The following is an 18940-nucleotide window of genomic DNA, read 5'->3' on the forward strand; positions in this document are numbered from 1 at the left end:
CATCCTATCATTATCATAACATAGATTGAGTTTTCTGAACCCGAAGATTTGCTGTTTTTTTAGTCATTCTAGAAAACTCGAAAAAGAAGCTGCCTCAATTTAAGTTTAATAAGAAAAATAGGCTCGGTAATGTATCGATTCGCTGTGAAAGGTCTTAGTTCAGCTGATGCTCTCTATTACATTTTCAATGATCTTCAGTCCGATATTATGCCGTGCGGTCAGAATCGATTCCGGGTGAAATTGTACCGCGACAATCGGTAATTTTTTATGTTCCAAGGCCATGACCATGCCATCCTCAGATCGGGCAGTAACGGTCAAACAGTTGGGCACTTGCTCCGCATAGAGGGAATGATAGCGACTGGCGGTAAAGCAATCCGTGATTTCATTGAAGAGCTTGCCGTGCTCTGTAACGGTGATCGTGGATGCTTTGCCATGCATTGGCTCTTTTGCGTAACCTAATTTCCCGCCAAAGTATTCGACGATGCCCTGCAGGCCGAGGCAAACGCCGAAAAGCGGCAGTTCTTTTTCGATGCAACGGTCAATCGTCTCGTGGATGGCAAAGTCGTTCGGCGTCCCGGGTCCTGGCGACAGGACAACGAGATCAAAATCCGCTGAATCATTGAGCAGTTGTTTTGCTAATGCTGTTCTGGCAGTCACGACGCAGGCGCCGGTTTGTTTAAAATAGTTGCCCAGTGTGTGGACGAATGAATCTTCGTGATCGACAATCAAAATCTTCTTCCCGCGACCGACCGCGTCCTTTTTATGATGCGGATTGCGCGATACTGCTTTTGTGCCTTCGACCGCTTGCCTCAAAGCTGCTGCTTTTGTTAACGTCTCATCCTCTTCATCCTGCGGTACGGAGTCAATCAGCAGCGTGGCACCAGCACGGATTTCAGCGATGCCTGCTTTAATTTTCATTGTACGCAAGGTCAGCCCGGTATTCAGATTGCCGTCAAAGGTCAGATAACCGACGGCACCGCCGTACCAGCCGCGCGGCGACGCTTCGTGCTGTTCAATCCATTTAATTGCATTGCGTTTCGGCGCACCGGTAATCGTGACCGCCCACATATGCGTGATGAACGCATCAAGAGCATCACGTTCGGGCTTGAGGCTGCCCACCACATGATCAACCGTGTGAATCAGATGCGAATACGTTTCCAGCTGGCGGCGGCCAATCACTTTAACCGTGCCCGGCAGGCAAATTCTTGACTTGTCGTTACGGTCCACATCCGTGCACATCGTCAATTCCGCTTCGTCCTTTTCCGAGTTCAGCAGTTGCCGAATACGATCTGCATCTTCAATCGCATTTTTTCCGCGCCTGATCGTTCCAGAGATGGGACATGTTTCAACCCGCTTGCCGTCAACTCGGACATACATTTCCGGTGAACAGCCAACAAGGTGTTCCGTTCCTAAGTTGATCATAAATCCATAGGGACTTGGATTAATCGTACGCAAGTTTTGAAAGATTTCCGACGGACTGCCCGTGCATGGTTCATAAAAGGTATGCGAAGGAACCACTTCAAATAAATCGCCCCGTTTGAACGCTGTTAAGGCTTTCTCAACCAGTTGCGCATATCTGCCTTTTTTGTACTTCTTATCCTCAGGAATGTCTTCACGTTTTGGGTACTCATAGAACGCGCCATCTCTTGGCAGTCCCGCGGTCGACTGCCCTGCAATCTCAAAATCGTAGGACAGGCAATACGCACATTCACGCTGATGATCGACAATACTGATCTCATCGGGAATAGAGAGCACCAAGTCCGGTTTCCGTTCCTCACGTTCCTGATGCAGCGGCATCGGTTCCAATCGAAAAACAAGATCGTAACCAAAGGCGCCATACAGACCGAGAAAATGATCTTCAGATGATGCAAACAGTTCCTGAATGGACCGCAACACCGTAAAAATCGAAGGTTGCCGCGTTCGCTCTTCTTCACGGAACAGTTCATGGTCCGATTCGATCGTACCGATGATTGATTTGGCGGACCGCTCAATCACTACAATTTGGCTGTTCTTAGTTAACTGCTCATCAATAGCCGCAAGCAGCAGTCTGCCTCTTTGGTTCAGGGCAGAGACAACAAATTCATTGGGATAGGAGCGAATTTCGATTCCCGGATTCACAAAGCCAATATCCCAGCGTGTATATCTGCCCGGATATTCATAGCTGCTTGAGAAGACAGCACCTTTTTGATGGTCAAGTTGCCGAAGCAAATCATCCATTGTACGTGCTTCATCAAGCGCTCGCGCATGGCGGGTAATTTTCACGCCTGCTTTCGTCGTATACGTCATGGCACCTGTCTTAGCTTCAAAATGAGATAAAATACTCAATCTCGTCACTCCTCTACTGTTCTCATCTGCACTCTTCTAAAAAATAAAAGGGGCCGCTCATCCTAATAAGGACGAGAGACCCCGTGGTGCCACCTTTGTTCGTTAAAAAACGCGCTCATGTACGGAAAGCGGATCACCGCTCGATACATTCTCTCTTTTATCGGTAAGAGTTTCCGCCGATGCCTACTATGCGTTCAGCCCGGATGCTCAAAAGCCCATTCACCAGAACGTCCGCACTGATTCACACCTACCATCAGCTCTCTGAAGCGTTCGCTCTGGCTACTCCTCTTCATCATCGCATAAATCATCAATTTGATTGCTTTTCATTCTATTGCGAATACGCAGGAAAGTCAACTGAAAAAATGATCATTTGCTCCGTTTCCTGTTGATTTTGTCGACTAGATTTCTTATATAGTCATCATCATGCTGAAGCAAGAGTGCAACATACTTTTTCTCACGAATTTCTTTATCCGGACAAGTCAATCGATGGTTATTCAGATCCAATCGGAGATTAAAGGTTTCTGAATGCGTTTCAGTCAAGTCTGTTCTGAAGGTTAAGTTAACAAGCCCTTTATCCTCATCTTCCCATTCCCAACCTTGTAATTGGGTATAAAAAAAGTACTCATCCATTGGGTATCCCTCATTTCCCCATGTTTTCGCCTCTCACGACAAGCGTTTAGCAAAACGAATCCTATCGCGGCACTGGATGCCATTTTCAAAAATAGGCTCGGCATAATGATCAATAAAATAACCTTTATCAATGCCGGTCATCGAAAAGCCGCATTTTTGGTAGAAACCAAGCTGTAAAATGCTTGAATTTCCAGTGCAGACTTCCAATCTGCGAAAGCCTTTTGTTTTTGCGTAGTCTGTTGCATGCTCAATCAGCTTTTTGCCATTTCCTTTGCCCTGTTCTTTCTCACGCACGGCGATATTGACAATCTCCATTGTAAGCGGACGCGTCTCAATCAACACGCAAACGCCGACTATTTCGTTTTCTTTAACCATCGCCAAGCATGTCGATCGATCCAGGTAACGTTCAATCATTTTCTGGGAAGGATCAGCAAGCAACAAGAGATCCATCGGAACTTGGTCATTTCGTTCTAATTTCACAATCACGATTTATACCTCTCCATTTCCTTTGTCACTCATCAAAGAGAATAAACTCGCGGTATTTTCGAGAAACCACATCAAGGATCAATTCTAAACCAATCAGTGAATGAATTTGTTGCTTGTACTGATGATCCGGTAGCGGCGTCGCTTCAAAGAAAAAGGAATAATTAGCATTTTCACTCAAAAATTACTACCAAACTTAGTAAACGTGGCAATCGGTATATTCCTCATTTTCAACATTCGCACTGCGTCTTTTATACCGGGCGTCTCTCCACTCAATGAAGTAAAAATAATCAAGTCATCTTTCCTTATAATCGAACTGCTCATTAACAAATTGGACTCTCCGGAGATCAGCATATTGGCACGTTTTGCGAGCATCAGGTCCTTAGAGAATTCTTTGGTGAAGTTATTCTGCGAAAAGCCGGTAGCATATAAGAAAACCATGCGTGCATCTTTCAATTTCTGCAAAAAAGGCTGGAAATTGGTTTGTTCCACATAGCGCATGATCCAATCCAAATCCTGTTTTAATAACTGAGTCAAGTCAGAGGGTTCTAACGCGGGGACCTTCATGGACTCACGAATGACATATTTTAATTCTGAAAATCCGCGATACCCCAATTTTTTTGCAAAGCGAAGTACGGAGCTTTTTGAACTGAGCATTGCTGCTCCCAATTCAACAATACTCATATTAACCACATCCTGCGGTCGCCTCATCATGAACTTTGCCATTTCTTTTTCTGAATCGGTCAGTCGATCATAATTCATCTTTATACTTAATTCAAAATCCATACGCTTCCACCTTATAAAATCGATCGTTTCAAGGTCTATTATCGACACGACACGTTTTGCTCTGCTCCTTTTCAGTATACCGCAAAAAAGGCGAGTAAGAGCCGAGACCGTCTCTTACTCGCCACATGTATCGTTTATTCTTCAATAAGATAGATAACCGCTTCATAGGGACGGAGTTCTAAATCCGCCAATACTTCTTTGCTATCATGGTAATTTGAGAGTAACAATTTTCCAGAAGCATGCTTTAATTCTTCAGGCAAATGATAGTTTACCTTATTATCCGAGAAGGAACAGATGACCACTAACTTTTGCTTTTGAAGAACACGCATGTAGCCATAGACGTCGGAATCGGTTGGATTAATCAATTCATAGGTCCCGTCAATCACAACCGGCAACGTTTTGCGGAGGCGAATGAGCTCCTTATAATGATAATAGACCGAGTCTTTATCTTTCAGACAATGCGCCACATTAATGCGTGCATTATCCGGACTAAAATCAATCCATGGTGTCCCAGTAGTAAATCCAAACTTTTCTTTTCCGTTCCAGGGCATCGGTGTACGCGCGTTATCCCGAGATTTCAAAAAAATGGATTTTTTGATATACGCTTGCGAAAGCCCCCGCGCTTCAAAGTCCTTCTTCACTCCTATGGTTTCAATATCCTTATAGTGATCTAGCGAAGCAAAGCGAACATTGCGCATGCCCAACTCTTCTCCTTGATAAATATAGGGCGTCCCTTTCATCATATGGAGAAGGGTTCCAAGCATTTTCGCAGACTCCACCCGATAGTCCCTATCATTCCCAAAACGAGTCACCGCGCGTGGCTGGTCATGGTTACTCCAATAAAGTGAATTCCACCCATGACCTTCCAGCTTGCGCTGCCATTCGGTCATAACATCTCGCAAATCACTCATCTTAAAACGCACATCTGAAAATTTCCCATAGGGTCCGTAGTCTAAGTGCATGTGGTCAAAATGAAAGACCATATTTAATTCGTTACGCTCAGGATCCGTGTATAAAATCGCCTGGTCACTCGTCGTATTTGCTGTTTCGCCAACAGTCATAATCTTGTGTTTACTTAATACTTCTTGATTCATCTCATGAAGAAATTCATGGACACGCGGACCATTCGATGCGCCAATATAATAGGATTTACTATAAACGGCATCATCCGGAGCATCCGGCCAATCCTGACGTTTGCTTATTAAACTAATGACATCCATTCGGAATCCATCAATTCCAAGTTCAAACCAAAAATTCATCATGGCATAAATTTTTTTACGAACGCTTGGATTTTCCCAGTTTAAATCCGGCTGTTCTTTCGCAAATAAATGGAGATAGTATTGCCCGCGACTTTCCACATACTCCCAAGCCGGACCACCAAAAGTGGAGCCCCAATTCGTTGGCGGACTTCCATCAGCTTTCGGATCTTTCCAAATATAGAAATCAGAATACGCGTTATCACGCGATTCGCATGATTTTCGAAACCATTCATGCTGATCGCTTGTATGATTCACGACCAAGTCCATGATAATTTTGATACCGAAAGAATGTGCTTTATTTAAAAGGCGTTTGAAATCGTCCATGGTTCCATATTTAGGATTAATTTTGAAGTAATCGGAAATGTCATAGCCATTATCGACCATCGGCGATTGATAAATCGGATTCAACCAAATCACATCAATGCCTAATTCAGCCAAATAAGGCAGTTTTTCATGAATTCCATTTAAGTCGCCTACTCCGCTCCCCGTTGTATCTTTGAAGCTTTGTGGATAGACTTGATAAACGACGCTTTTTTTCCACCAGTCTTTTTCCATCATTTTCTCCTTACTCATCGTCTTCATCTTCAGGCCTATTTGTTATAAAGTCATTCACATAAATCAATTGTTCCTTCGCCTCATCTAGCGACGAGCGAATTTGTTCCGCTGTTAGATACGTGTCATCTGGCTTCAATGCTATGGTCAAGACAATGGGTAGATTGATTCCGGTAATCACATGGAAATGCGGACGTGCTGTATATTTGGCAAAGGATTGATTGACCGATCCTCCTAATAAGTCTGTGAAGACGACAACTTCATCTTTCTTGATCCACCCCTTTTAACAAGGCGTCAATTTCTTCCTGAATCGGTGTATTCGTCAAATATGCAGAGAGTGCAGAAACGTTGTTGCGTTCACCCGTAATGTAGTTCAACGTGTCTTTTATTCCTGTTGCCATTTTGTGATGACTCGCAATGATAATTTTTCGCATTGTATTTCTTTTCCTTTCTTTAAATGAAAAACGACAACTTGCCTCGCTTTAAACGCCTAATATTCCAAAGAATGAACAAACCAACGCCAATCCGATCACTAGAAAAATAATTTGTGTGATACTCAGTTTCTTTGAAGCGATTAATTTGTAGACGACATAAGTTAACACTGCCGGGAGTAACGCCGGCATAATTTTATCTAAGATTTCTGTTTGAATGGGCAAGGTCACTTTTCCGGTTTTAAATTCAATCGGAATGTTCATTTTCACGACTGAGGGAATTAATGCGCCGACTACGGTTAGTCCCATGATGGAAGCGGACTCGGTAAAAATGTTCAACCGATCGCCGAGGGCAGTAATCAATTTCAATCCAGAGCTATGTCCCATGTCGAATAATTTCATACGAAAAAAGAAGAAAATAACATTTAACAACAACCAAATGATGGCACCCGTTGGATTGCCTTGCAGTGCCATATAGCCAGAAATCGATCCCATAATCGTCGGATAAAGTACCCAAACGAGTGTATCACCAACACCAGCTAATGGTCCCATCATCCCCGTTTTGAATGCTTGAACGGCATTTTTTGACTTAATCCCATCTTTTTCTTCCATTGCTATAGAAGCACCTAATAGCAAGTTCGCCATCCATGTTGTTGTATTGAAATAATTAAAATGATTATTTAACGAGGCTTTATAATCTTCATCCTTTTTATGGATTTTCCGTAACACTTTACTTAGCCCATACACAACGGCAGGTGCTTGCTGATTTTCATAGTTAAATGTATTACACGCCATAAACATATAACGAATGGATGCTTTTCGAATGTCTTTTTTCGTTACCACATCGTTCTTCTCCACGCTATTCATCAAAATCATCTCCTTCACCGGCATCACCCGTATCGCCAACTCCGGCTACCGCCGGTGTCTTTTTCATATTTTGCGTGAAGTAATAATAAGCAAAGGCAAATCCTAAGAGTGCAATACCCAGAATTGGTAATTTAAGATATGCAGAAATAACAAAGCCAATTATAAGCATCGTTAAGTATTTTTTGACGGGCATAAATTGTAGTAATAGTGCAATTCCGACCACTGGAAGCATTGACCCTGCAATGGATAGTCCGTCTGTAAACCACTTTGGCACAAAATCTAGGATCAAACGCACAAGCCGATCGCCAAATAACACACAAAGTGCTGTAGGAAGTGCTGTAGTCATACCAAAGATGAGCGGACCTATCCAAAAAATGCGTTCCATTTTCTTAAACTTTCCTTGATTTAACGCTTTTTGAGCGGCATGAGAAACATACGAATTCAACAATTTACCGAGAACATCTAATTGAATGCCCAACATTCCGACAGGAACACCGACTGCCAAGGCAATCGCTTTCGCATTTTCAATATCATGGGTTGTTCGAAGCGCAACATAAACGCCGACAAGTGTTGCAAGACCATAGTTTGGTACCGATGATCCGCCAATGTTGGCTACTCCCAAAGCCATCAATTGAAAGGTTCCGGCTATAATCATTGCTGTAGTCACATCGCCCATAATAATACCTGCAATCATTCCAATAATCGCCGGGTACCATGTGGTAATGACAAATCCCTGTTGGTCAAGAACCATCCAGAATGCCAAGGCAATGATGAGTATTCCTTGAATAATCTCCATTTTTTTCTCCTCTTCCTAGTCATGAGTCATTGCGGACATCATGTGTAAACTCCACTTTCTATCGATTATTTATTTAATATAAGTTTCTAGTGGCTCTTCTACTTCTCCCGGTACAAAGTGGAATGTAACTGGAATTCCTTTTTCTTTTAGCGCTTTTAAATCAGCAACTTCCTTTTCATCGACAGAAACCATTTTCTTAACCGTCTTTTTTCCCTCACCGTCAAAAATGATTCCTACGTTTACCTTCGGAATGTGAACGCCGCCATCAGCAAGTTTTAATAATGTTTCCGGCTCACGAACAACTAAGAAAACATTATGGCTGTCATACTTTCCCTTATTAAAGTTGGCAATTGCCGTTTCCGTATCAATGATTGACATCCCTGTTCCTGAAGGCTTACTCATGCGCATCGCTGCTTTTTGAGTCTCATCTTTACTTACTTCATCATCGACGACCATCAATCGCTTTGCTTTTGTATGCGCTGCCCATTGGGTCACTACAATTCCGTGAATTAAACGTTGATCAATTCGTGCAAGTACTAGTCCCATCGTACAGACCCCCTATTGAATGCGTTTTCTTTTTAACTACGAATAGAGCATAGCATTACGTGAAAGCGCAAACAATAGATTCCAAACATGTCGGGAAATGGATAGGAACATCGAGAAAAGGTGTCCAATCATAGGGAAATTTCCCGAGATTTCATTGATTCAACTCTATAATGATTAACGATCAGCCAATAATGAGGAATCATTCAAAAGCTTCAGATAGAGATGAAACGAATAGAGGAGGAGAACGAAAAATCACTAAAACGATGGAGAGTGAGAAGATCCGTTTTTCTGAGGCATCTTTCGTAATTATTGTAGCTAAAATTTTATAAAAATTTATTTCTATGTTCGTGCATAGAGTTGCTTTTCGCTAATTTAGCAGAAAGGCACTATATCGGCTTTCCTATTTATATCATCGCCATGCTGTATAAATCGAGTTTTGATTACCTGGGTATCGGCCTGAAATGCAAACGATTTATACCAAGGTTACGAAATTTAACAAAAATAATATCAAGGTATGGAATGCCGCATCATTAGTGCTTAGCATTAATGTTTATCGTTGTTTATCCCTGTTAAAACGTACAATCAGACAGATAACTAGCGAGTTCTTTTTTCATTTTTCCATGCTTTTCTTCACTGAATTGCTTGTCATCATCAAACCAGTTCGACGAATCATAGAGCCACACCGGCTTTTTTCGTCGTTCTTCGCTTTCCCACTCGTAGCGGGGAAAAATGTGTGCGTGTAAGAACGCATCAGCATTGCCCAATAGGTCGTAATTAACGCGGAGCGGGTGACAAACCTTGAGGATTGCGTCACCAATTAAACTCATATCAGTTAAAAACTGTGAACGTTCCGGAACGGCTAAATCATTAAGGCTAAACACTTCTCTTTTCGGAAGCAGAACGCAATAGCCCGGCAAAAATTGTGTATCACCAATTACCGCGTAGCCGCTTTTCAATTCTGCAAGAACCATCGGATTGGTTCCGTTTTTCGCTGATTCGATTCTGTTTTCCTTCCAGTTCATGATGCGTAACACCTCCTTTTTTTCTTGTTGCACCACGATATTCCGGTCAAAAAGGATCGAATAACGTATCCCTTTTGCTATAATGAGGAAAAAAGAGAATTCACATGATGCAAACCGCAACAGCTGTCTTACCCATTTTTATTTTGATTTACATCGCAATTCCTGTCTTCATCATCTGGTACATGCTTCAATTTTTAAAAATACATAAAGAATGAAACGATGTGCTCAAAGTGATTGCCCAAAAGCTAGATAAAAAGGATCAGTGACAGGGGAACCTGTCTTTTTCGTTTTCCAAAAAATGGGAAGGAGTGTGCTCTATAGCTCAATCCAATACCGCTGCGTGATTCGGTCCCCATGCCGCAGCTCATTTTCAAGAATACCGCCATTATGAATGATTGTTTTTGCGGAACCTCTATTGTTCTTGTCACATGTGAGGAGCACGCGTTTCAGATGAAGCGCCCGCGCCTTATCGAGTGCAAGCGCCAGCATCTTAGTCGCAAAGCCCTTGCAACGTTCCGAAGGCCGAACACCATACCCAATGTGACCGCCAAGATCGAGTAAAGCTTCGTTCAATTCATGGCGCAAATGCACCGCCCCGTACAGACGTCCGTTCGCGTCCGCTAAAAAATACAAGGTTGCCGGAACCCAGCCACGCTTGCGCACCGCAGCGGTTTTTCCTTCCTCAAGCTCCGCTAAAAATTGTTGGTAGCTGATCGCTCCTTTCGCGGAAGCACTCGGAATGATTTCTTCCCCGGAAGCTACCCATTCCGACAAATAGTCGTTAAACGCATCTTCTAGTTCCGGAGTCGGCTCTACTAATTGAACCATACGATCACCTCAATGGTAGACTTTGATGCAGAATCTGCGGTTAGCCGCAAATCGCTCAAACTTGCTTTCGATAAACCACCTCAAAAACTTCGCAAAAGCACGGAATCTCGTTGTGAAATGACCGCCCTGCTTCTGCATATTCCTGCTTAAAAAAGGCCTCGTGGACGCGTCGCCAATAAGTAAGGGAACGGTCTCCTTCGCCTTCGTGATAAGCGTGTTCCCATGTGACCAAGTTATAGGGAACAATTTCCGTGACAACGGTCTTGGTAATCGCTTCCGGCTCACCATTACCATTAAGAATGATGTTGTACTCTCCGACTTGCGGAAGCGGTTCCTCTTTTTCATAGAGTTCATAGGCGGAGGTTGTCGCCGTTTTGATTCCCCGAACAACCAACTCTGCCAAATCATCAGCCATTTCAGGGGTATTGCCGAACGCCCAAGCCTGGTAGTTGTCATGCGTTAGGCCTTGCTTTGTTTTATACTCGTTCCAGAACTTTATAATCGCTTCATCGTTTGCCATTGACGTACTCCTTTTATCGAGTTGATTTCTGAATTTAATATCCGCTGCCACCTATTAAATTGATTGTACAATGACGGCAAATAAAAATCCAAGGAGGAGCGCGACCAATAGATGTTGGGGGCGGTTAACGTATCGATCATTGAGCATGAAAACGGATTTTGATCAAGCGTTATGATACATTAGTGACAACGTTAGCTTTCCTATAATAAAAGGAGGTATCTTGATGAGCAAAGTGAAAATTGGAAAAAGTCAGGTTGAAACGGTTCCTCTTGGTCTGGGTACAAACAAGGTCGGAGGTCATAACTTGTTTTCCAATTTATCAGAATCGGATGGACTGGAAACCGTTCATGCTGCGCTTAAATCGGGGATTCAATTGCTTGATACAGCTTTTATCTATGGAAAAGGACGCTCTGAAGAACTGATTGGTGAAGTCATTGCTAATTTTCCAAGAGAGCAAGTGATCATTGCCGATAAAGCCGCCCATGACTTCTCAAGCGGTGAGATGGTGCTGAATAATAATCCCCAGTTTCTGAAACAATCGGTGGATGACGCACTGAAACGACTGAAGACCGATTATATCGATATTTTTTATATACACTTCCCTGACAAAGAGACGCCAAAAAGTGAAGCGGTCGGCGCACTTCAAGAATTACGAGAAGCGGGTAAAATTCGTGCCATCGGGATCTCCAACTTTTCATTTGAACAGACACAGGAAGCCAATCAGGATGGCTATGTTGATGTGATTGAAAATTACTACAGTTTGATTCACCGTGATGAGGAAGAGAAACTATTTCCTTACTTGCGTGATGCGGGTATTTCTTTTGTTCCGTACTTCCCACTTGAATCCGGATTGCTCACAGGCAAGTTTAACAAGGATACGACCTTTGCAGAAAGCGATCCGCGCAGTAAAGATGCGAAGTTCAATGGCGAAGCGTTCCAAAAAACAATCAAGAACATAGACACTATTCGTCCAATTGCGCAGAAACACCATGTTGACGTCCTTCAGGTTGTGCTGGCATGGTACTTGGCAAATCCTGATTTGACTGCAGTGATTCCAGGTGCGCGTAATGCCGGTCAAATTCCAGGCATTGTCCACGCGCTTGATGTAAAGCTCTCAAAAGAAGAGTATGATCTCATCGACCGAACCTTCACAAACCGATGAACACGATCAAAAAGAAGCGCTGTGAAGCGCTTTTTTGTTTTGCTGACCTGCCACTTAGTCAATACTCGGACTCGAGCGTTTTGATAAAGGCGTATTGATCACATTTGATGCTCGGCAAACAAATGATTAGGTATATCATCCAATCAAAACGAGAGGACCTTGATCGCCATTGGCAAACATTTTATCATGCTGCGGGCCAGAATGAATGCTGAATAGCCCAAGTTGTCCCAAGTACTGAAGATGTCAGTGGTTTTACCACCTCAATAGTTTTTTTTCGCGTAGACAGAAAAACACAAGACAGCTATGGCTATCGACCACTTTTGCGTTTTTATCAGTCACTTTCAAAAGTTTATCAACCACTTTTGCGTTTTTATCAGTCACTTTCAAAAGTTTATCGACCACTTTTGCGTTTTTATCAGTCACTTTCAAAAGTTTAATTTCCCGAGCAATGGTGACGATGCTTTTCTACCTGTCCCTTGTCTCAAACCGTTTATATTGATTCTATCAATCGTTTAATCTATAGTTATTAATGAATGTCCTTCGATTATTTATCCGCTGATTTTCATCAAGCGGTCATTTTTGCATAGATTATGTATGGAGGTATCCTCGGCTAGAAAAGAGATGGATAATTATGAGATTGCTTCTATTGATCAATAATTTATTTATTTTCATGATCCTCTCGGTAATGAATACGCTGATTTCGATCAAACTTCCGCTATCCATCTTTCATATCGATGGTTGGCTGTTCCGAACAAGACGTTGGGAAAAAGACGGCGCTTTCTATCAGCATTGGTTTGGCGTGAGAAGATGGAAGAGCCTCTTGCCGGAGCTCAGTGATTTTCTTTCCTTTCTTTTTTCCAAAAAGCAAATGGAGCATTCCGGTTCTGGTTATTTATATCGCTTTGCACAAGAGACGTGTCGTGCCGAACTTGTCCATTGGTGCATCATGATCAGTATGCTGCTCTATATGCAATGGGCGCATACAGGCATGTCCGCACTGATGTTTTTCATTGCTGTTCTGTGCAATCTTCCCTACATCATCATCCAACGCTATAACCGTCCCAGAATTTTAAACATTTTGGTTAATAAACGGAACGGTCTGAGCGAAAATAGTATCAAAGAGCTAGAACTACTTCATAAAGACATCTAAAGGGGAATTATTCTGTGGCTAGAATCCTGTTTCTTTCTTCGGAACATACAGGCTGCGGGCATAAAAGCATTACCGAAGCCTTGAGCGAACAGCTAACGCTTCTTTCACCAGATAGTCATTACATGGTGATTGACGGGTTTGAACTCGGCAATCGGCTTCTTCGTTCATCAAGCCGCAATTATGACGCGTTTGCGCTAAAATATCCCTTATTATGGGGACTCTTCTATCAGTTGAGTAATCCGTTTAAGGCTTTAGTCAACGCATTTATTGCGCGTAGCATTCGGAAACCGCTGTTAGAAAAGGTGCGCGCCTTTCGTCCGGACGTCATCGTGTCCGTGCATAACCTTTTTGTCGGTTCGGTGATCAGCGTCCTAAACCAAGCGCATCTGGACATTCCGGTCGTTTCATTGATTGCGGATTTAGATAATGTCACAAACTTGTGGGCGGACAAGCGGGCATCCAATGTGATCTGTCCGTCTGAAGAGACGCGTCAGCAGATGCTGAAGGCCGGCATGGCACCGGAGCAATTAGTGCGGACCGGTTTCCCGGTACGCAGCGCGTTCTGCACCTTACAACGTCCCGAACTTGGCCTTGCAAACAAGCATTTCATTTCAATTTTATTAATAAGCGGGAGTCAGGGATCGGCTCAGGTGTTGAAAATTGCTCGAACATTGGTTCACAATAAAATGATTCGCCTAACCATTATTGCCGGACACAATACAGGTTTAAAGAAAACACTTGAACAAACCCTAGCTCCCTACATTGGCAGTCAAGTCACGATTTACGGGTTTACTTCGGAAGTGAAAGCGCGGATGATGGAGGCAGATCTTCTGATCATTCGGGCCAGTCCCAATGTTTTAATGGAAGCAGTCAACCTTTGCAAACCCGTCATCGTGACCGGTGCGCTTCGTGGGCAAGAGGCGAAGAATCCTCGGTTTGTCGTCACTCATCAATTAGGACTTTATTGCAGAGATGTAAAGGATCTGCCGAAGATGATCGCAGAATTGTCAGCGCATGGCGGTGAAAAGCTGCGACAAATCGCCGAGAACCAGTATCATTTCCGGAAGCCCGAGTCTGCTCGCGTGATCACTGAGCGGATCATTCAGATCACCAAAGTGAAAAACTCGTCTCAAGATCGGCCGATCGCCTAATCGATTGCGCCGTTCAAAACCGATTCCAGGGTGCAGGTGTATGAGCAAAAAAACAAAACTTAAACTTATAGTCGGGATCATCATTACAATTCTTGTGATCTATTATTCATTCAAAACACTTGGTGGTTTAGACCTGAGTCCTCTGTTCCATGCGAACATTAATGGATTTCTGGTCTTCGTTTCCGTTGCGCTCACCATCTATTCAAACTACGTTCGCGGACTGGGCTATACACTGGGCATCGATTCGACGATTGATCGACTGACCGCCTTGCAGATCGTCGGCATCGGTCATGCGGCAAACATGATCCTTCCGCTCCATATTGGTGATGGTTTGCGTTTTGCGTTCTTCCCGGACGACTACAGCGCACTGCAGCGAACGAAACTGGTCATGATCCCGGCGGTTGCGGATTCGATTGCGATTATCCTGATCTCGCTGCTCGCCGTTCCTTTTTCCGGATTTACGGACCCGGCGATCGTCCATATACTCTGGATACTTTTCTTTGCCTGTATCGCACTGATCGTACTGCTTCTTGCCGGCCTCTGTTTTGTGCCACGGCTGCGCCGCTTCATGCATCGTTATCTGACCATCAACCTGTTGAACATGATGCTATGGGTGCTTTTCTCCTATATTCTCCTTCTTGTGGCGACATGGGCGGGACTTGCCGCATTCGGTTATAGCTGGCACCAATCGCTTCGCTTATCGCTGGCGGTTTTTGCTACGACGAATTTCGTCGGTTTTATTCCCGCCTCACCCGGTGCCGTCGGTCTTTTCGAATATGGTGTCATCGTTGCTCTCGTCGGACTGGGCATTCAGCAGAACGCCGCATTGTCGGCCGGACTCTTGCTCCACGTCATTCAATATGCGGCATTGCTCCCATTAGGCTTTGTCCTTTTTATTCTGGCCCTACGCGGAAAGTATGGAAAAGCAGTCAAAAGGACACTGCAACAGAAGCTATAACCGTTGCGAAAAATGTGCGCATCTTCGTTTAAGATCAAAAACCATCGATCAATGGTTAATATACGGCTTTCATTGCCTTCGATACGCCCTTTCCGGTCAGGATCTGACTTTCGTTTGCTTTAATAAATAGCTGATAATCTCCTGTCGTCGAATAATGCCGATGAAGACACCGCTGTCGTCCACGATCGGAACAAAATTTTGTGTCAGCGACTTTTCGATCATACCTTCAATGGCGACATTAATGGATATCGCCGAACTATCCCGATGACGCGGCACATCACTTAACGGCATATGTTCTGTATCTTTAAAATCGAGCGATGCATGGTGCTTCAAGTTCCAGAGGATGTCGCCTTCCGTTAACGTCCCCACATACTTCCCACTTCGATTTAATACTGGAATTGCGGTATAACGATAATGCTCCATTTTTTCAAGTGCTTGCCTAATGGTCCAATCCTCATAAACAAATTTCACTTCGTTTTTCGGAGTAATCAGAAATGCAGCGTTCATACTCGACTCACTCTCCATCCCTCTGTTTCAACGTACACCTAACCCTTCGACGAAACCGTATACATTATGACTATAGCATGGAAGGTGAACACAAATGTTCCGTATTCGCCCGTATCAAATGGATCATTCTCACGTCTTTCTTTTATAGAAAAGGACGTTCTTGTTCATCACGGCTCTGATTCTACCGATAAAAAATTTCTATATCAGATTTTTTTGGTATAGTCAAAATAATCCGTTTGTACTATTATTTTTGTAATGCTATTATATGTATTACTATGACAGATTTAGATAAAAAGGTTCGAATTATGGAGGATAGTGACCATGCATCACGATCAGAAGCAGTGTGCAGATCATCAGAATGGGGATACCGCCCAGTACCCTGATTTATTTTATCGTTCATTATTTTACAACAGTCCTGATCTCATTTTCTATATGGATCGGAACGGAGTCATTGCTTTACCGAACAAACGCTTTTCTAAGTTTCTTGGCTATCCGGTCAACGAGATCATCTTAAAGAAAATGGATCAGTTTCTGGCAGAGGAACAAATTCCCCCATTCAACACTGCTTATCAGAGGGTGCTGCTTGGCGAGAAACAGTACCTAAATTCCGTTTTCGTGCACAAGAACGGCAGTCGATTCGATGTACATTTAACGATGCTGCCGACTACATCTGAGCATAGAGACATTGGCATGTTTGCGGTTGCAACCGATGTGACGCAAACCAATCGCTTGAAGCAATCGCTTATCGAATCGGAAATACTCTTCAAAAGCATCACAGACAGTGCTTCTTTTGCGATCTTTATTTTTCAAGGAAAAAAACTCATTTATGGGAATCCGCAACTCTATGCGTTTCTTGGACCGGAGCTTGCAGGAGATGGATGCATTCTTGATATGCTGCATCCGGATGATCAACCGAACGTCCGATCCATTATCGCACAATTAGTCACTGGAGAGAAGGGCATTGATTTTTCATTTCGAACGGTCAGAGATGGTGAGATGCATCACTTTGATTGCTCGATTAAGAAAATTATCTATCGCGACAAAACAACGTTTATCGGCAGCATTCTAGAAGTAACCAACCGCAAAAAAGCAGAAGCGTTAACCAAATATCTAATCCATCATGACGAATTAACCGATCTTCCTAACAGCAGATTTTTCCGCAGAAAACTGGACCAGGAATTGATTGTCAGCAAGTCGCTGCACCAGAACCTAGCTGTAATGTATTTAGATCTGGAGCGTTTCAAATACATAAATGATACATTAGGCCACCCGACCGGTGATGAATTACTGAAACAGTTTGCGAAGAAGCTGAGAGCTTTACTTGATGTGCGTTATTTTATCGCCCGAATCAGTGCCGATGAGTTTCTCATTCTCTGTCCAAATATCTTCTATCCAACGGTCATCAACCTCGCAGAAACCATGGTCAGTGCATTTGACGAACCGTTTCTCATTAACGATTACCGGATCCCGGTTTCACTCAATCTTGGGATCAGTATCTTTCCTGAGGACGGCGATGATGGAACAACTTTACTGAAACACGCCGACTCTGCGCTTCATTGGGCACAGAAAGACAAACATAACCGTTACCGGATCTTCACATCCACGATGGATATCACTAGCTACAAGCGGTTCACCTTAGAGTCAGACTTGAGAAATTCGCTTGATTTGCATCAGTTCGACTTATATTATCAGCCCAAGGTCGATCTCCTTACCAATCAAATTGTCGGCGCTGAAGCATTGATCCGCTGGAATCACCCAGAATGGGGGCTTATTTCGCCAACCGAATTCATCCCGCTGGCAGAAGAAATCGGCGTCATGCGTCAAATCGACCATTGGATCGAGGAGACGGCATGTCGCCAAAATAAGCTTTGGCAGGACGCGGGACTGCCTGAACTCCCGATCTCCGTCAATTTAACCGCGAATCGTTTTCTAGAAAACGATCTCGTTACGCGTATTCTAGAAATCTTAAATCAAATTAAACTAGATCCGCACAATTTGGAAGTAGAGATTGTAGAAACCTCGCTTCTTGAAAATGAAGCAACGGTTCTTTCAATTTTAGATGGTCTCAAAAAAAACGGAATTGGTATTAATCTTGATGACTTTGGCACCGGCTACTCATCGCTCTCTTACCTGAAACGATTCAAAGGCAAGGTCGATACACTGAAAATTGATAAATCGTTTATTGATGATTTGAATACATCTGGCGATAACAGTTCTCGGTTTATTACGCAATCAATCATCGACCTTGCTCACCATTTGAACATGCGCGTGGTCGCAGAAGGGGTCGAAACGCAAGAACAGCTGCAGTTGCTGAAAGAAATCAAATGTGATGTTGTGCAAGGTTATTTATTTTCTAGGCCAGTACCGGCCGACCAGTTTGCTAACTTTGTGCGCAAGCAGCATGGCCATTCATCTGACATAAGCGAACAGACTCGACAAAAGCCTCGTAAAAATAGGCGTAAGTTCTTTAGAGTCGCGCTTAAATGGCCGTTAAATGCGTCCGTCACATTAGATCAGTTCCATGGTCAAAAGGTTCGTCTAGGGCAATCGCGCATTTTGATTGAAAATATCGGGCTGGGCGGATTGCGCTTCTTATCGGACTTGCGGTTCGGGATTGATTGCTCAATGATCTTAAAAATAGAAACAACGATTCTCGGGAAGGCAGCTACGTTCTATGGTTCAGTCGTTTGGGCGAAGGAACTCAAAGCGGAAATTTTCCAGTACGGATTTGAATTTATCATGAGTGAGAAGGAGCGGACACTCCTCTCGCAGCAGCTCAATCGTTTGGCACATATGCTCAAAACCGCTTCGCTCACGCCCACTTCTGATTTCGTGACGACGGACAAGTTCGACTTTTTCTCAAAGTCAAAGGATTCCCGATAGGAAAAAGCGGGCAAAAAACGCCCGGTCGTTAATCTCCAACCATGTGTGATCGACTCGTGTCTTTTCGGTGCTGAATCGCCGCTT

20 protein-coding genes and 1 other annotated feature are annotated in these 18940 nt (G+C 43.5%); of the genes, 5 read left to right on the forward strand and 15 right to left on the reverse strand.

Annotation, left to right across the window (positions count from 1 at the left end):
* Nucleotides 1-159: 159 nt before the first annotated feature.
* The 14 genes from SIN01_RS05945 to SIN01_RS06000 form a co-directional block, all read right to left on the reverse strand.
* Nucleotides 160-2334 (reverse strand): anthranilate synthase component I, encoded by a 2175-nt coding sequence (locus tag SIN01_RS05945; protein WP_373864398.1) that lies wholly within the window; start codon nt 2332-2334, stop codon nt 160-162.
* Nucleotides 2335-2389: 55 nt separating this feature from the next.
* Nucleotides 2390-2630, reverse strand: a binding site (T-box leader).
* A 61-nt stretch (nt 2631-2691) separates the two neighbouring features.
* Nucleotides 2692-2955 carry a hypothetical protein gene (locus SIN01_RS05950; protein WP_010025453.1) on the reverse strand — a complete coding sequence of 88 codons (264 nt, stop codon included), beginning with the start codon at nt 2953-2955 and terminating at the stop codon, nt 2692-2694.
* A gap of 33 nt (nt 2956-2988) precedes the next feature.
* The gene (locus SIN01_RS05955) at nt 2989-3441 is read right to left on the reverse strand and encodes a GNAT family N-acetyltransferase (RefSeq protein ID WP_010025452.1); all 453 of its coding nucleotides are present in this window, start codon (nt 3439-3441) and stop codon (nt 2989-2991) included.
* Nucleotides 3442-3466: 25 nt separating this feature from the next.
* Complete coding sequence (locus SIN01_RS15000) at nt 3467-3619, reverse strand: hypothetical protein (RefSeq protein ID WP_156994758.1); 153 nt, start codon at nt 3617-3619, stop codon at nt 3467-3469.
* The gene (locus SIN01_RS05960) at nt 3616-4224 is read right to left on the reverse strand and encodes a MurR/RpiR family transcriptional regulator (protein ID WP_010025451.1); all 609 of its coding nucleotides are present in this window, start codon (nt 4222-4224) and stop codon (nt 3616-3618) included. Before SIN01_RS05960 ends, SIN01_RS15000 begins: the two co-directional genes overlap by 4 nt.
* Before the next feature lie 134 nt (nt 4225-4358).
* Entirely contained in the window at nt 4359-6056 is a 1698-nt protein-coding gene (locus SIN01_RS05965; protein ID WP_047035083.1) for a glycoside hydrolase family 13 protein, read from the reverse strand.
* Nucleotides 6049-6309 (reverse strand): PTS sugar transporter subunit IIA, encoded by a 261-nt coding sequence (locus SIN01_RS15550; RefSeq protein ID WP_272947202.1) that lies wholly within the window; start codon nt 6307-6309, stop codon nt 6049-6051. Before SIN01_RS15550 ends, SIN01_RS05965 begins: the two co-directional genes overlap by 8 nt.
* Nucleotides 6296-6469, reverse strand: a complete 174-nt coding sequence (locus SIN01_RS15385) for a PTS sugar transporter subunit IIA domain-containing protein (protein ID WP_010024928.1) — start codon at nt 6467-6469, stop codon at nt 6296-6298. The genes SIN01_RS15550 and SIN01_RS15385 overlap by 14 nt, the downstream gene beginning before the upstream one ends.
* A gap of 48 nt (nt 6470-6517) precedes the next feature.
* Nucleotides 6518-7333 carry a PTS system mannose/fructose/sorbose family transporter subunit IID gene (locus SIN01_RS05975; RefSeq protein ID WP_010024929.1) on the reverse strand — a complete coding sequence of 272 codons (816 nt, stop codon included), beginning with the start codon at nt 7331-7333 and terminating at the stop codon, nt 6518-6520.
* Nucleotides 7326-8129, reverse strand: coding sequence for a PTS mannose/fructose/sorbose/N-acetylgalactosamine transporter subunit IIC (locus SIN01_RS05980; protein ID WP_010024930.1), 804 nt, complete (start codon nt 8127-8129; stop codon nt 7326-7328). Before SIN01_RS05980 ends, SIN01_RS05975 begins: the two co-directional genes overlap by 8 nt.
* Nucleotides 8130-8198: 69 nt before the next feature.
* On the reverse strand, nt 8199-8675 hold the full coding sequence (locus tag SIN01_RS05985; protein ID WP_010024931.1) for a PTS sugar transporter subunit IIB: 477 nt from the start codon (nt 8673-8675) through the stop codon (nt 8199-8201).
* A 569-nt stretch (nt 8676-9244) separates the two neighbouring features.
* Nucleotides 9245-9697, reverse strand: coding sequence for an HIT family protein (locus tag SIN01_RS05990; protein WP_010024932.1), 453 nt, complete (start codon nt 9695-9697; stop codon nt 9245-9247).
* 315 nt (nt 9698-10012) lie between these two features.
* A complete protein-coding gene (locus SIN01_RS05995; protein WP_010024933.1) occupies nt 10013-10525 on the reverse strand; it encodes a GNAT family N-acetyltransferase in 513 nt (170 codons plus the stop codon).
* Nucleotides 10526-10580: 55 nt separating this feature from the next.
* Complete coding sequence (locus SIN01_RS06000) at nt 10581-11045, reverse strand: ASCH domain-containing protein (protein WP_010024934.1); 465 nt, start codon at nt 11043-11045, stop codon at nt 10581-10583.
* A 223-nt stretch (nt 11046-11268) separates the two neighbouring features.
* Between SIN01_RS06000 and SIN01_RS06005 the strand changes: the two genes are divergently transcribed.
* The 4 genes from SIN01_RS06005 to SIN01_RS06025 all read left to right on the forward strand — a co-directional run bounded on the left by SIN01_RS06005 (nt 11269) and on the right by SIN01_RS06025 (nt 15466).
* Complete coding sequence (locus tag SIN01_RS06005; RefSeq protein ID WP_010024935.1) at nt 11269-12207, forward strand: aldo/keto reductase; 939 nt, start codon at nt 11269-11271, stop codon at nt 12205-12207.
* Between the two features lie 631 nt (nt 12208-12838).
* Complete coding sequence (locus SIN01_RS06015) at nt 12839-13357, forward strand: glycosyl-4,4'-diaponeurosporenoate acyltransferase CrtO family protein (protein ID WP_047035081.1); 519 nt, start codon at nt 12839-12841, stop codon at nt 13355-13357.
* A gap of 14 nt (nt 13358-13371) precedes the next feature.
* Entirely contained in the window at nt 13372-14508 is a 1137-nt protein-coding gene (locus SIN01_RS06020; RefSeq protein WP_010023279.1) for an MGDG synthase family glycosyltransferase, read from the forward strand.
* A gap of 40 nt (nt 14509-14548) precedes the next feature.
* Nucleotides 14549-15466, forward strand: coding sequence for a lysylphosphatidylglycerol synthase domain-containing protein (locus SIN01_RS06025; RefSeq protein ID WP_010023278.1), 918 nt, complete (start codon nt 14549-14551; stop codon nt 15464-15466).
* 96 nt (nt 15467-15562) lie between these two features.
* Here the strand turns inward: SIN01_RS06025 and SIN01_RS06030 are convergent, their stop codons facing one another.
* Nucleotides 15563-15973, reverse strand: coding sequence for a CBS domain-containing protein (locus tag SIN01_RS06030; protein ID WP_010023277.1), 411 nt, complete (start codon nt 15971-15973; stop codon nt 15563-15565).
* 321 nt (nt 15974-16294) lie between these two features.
* Here SIN01_RS06030 and SIN01_RS06035 point away from each other — a divergent pair, with 321 nt between their 5' ends.
* Entirely contained in the window at nt 16295-18856 is a 2562-nt protein-coding gene (locus SIN01_RS06035; protein ID WP_010023276.1) for an EAL domain-containing protein, read from the forward strand.
* Nucleotides 18857-18940: the final 84 nt, after the last annotated feature.

It is taken from the genome of Sporolactobacillus inulinus (genome assembly GCF_006539285.1).
GTDB lineage: Bacteria > Bacillota > Bacilli > Bacillales > Sporolactobacillaceae > Sporolactobacillus > Sporolactobacillus inulinus.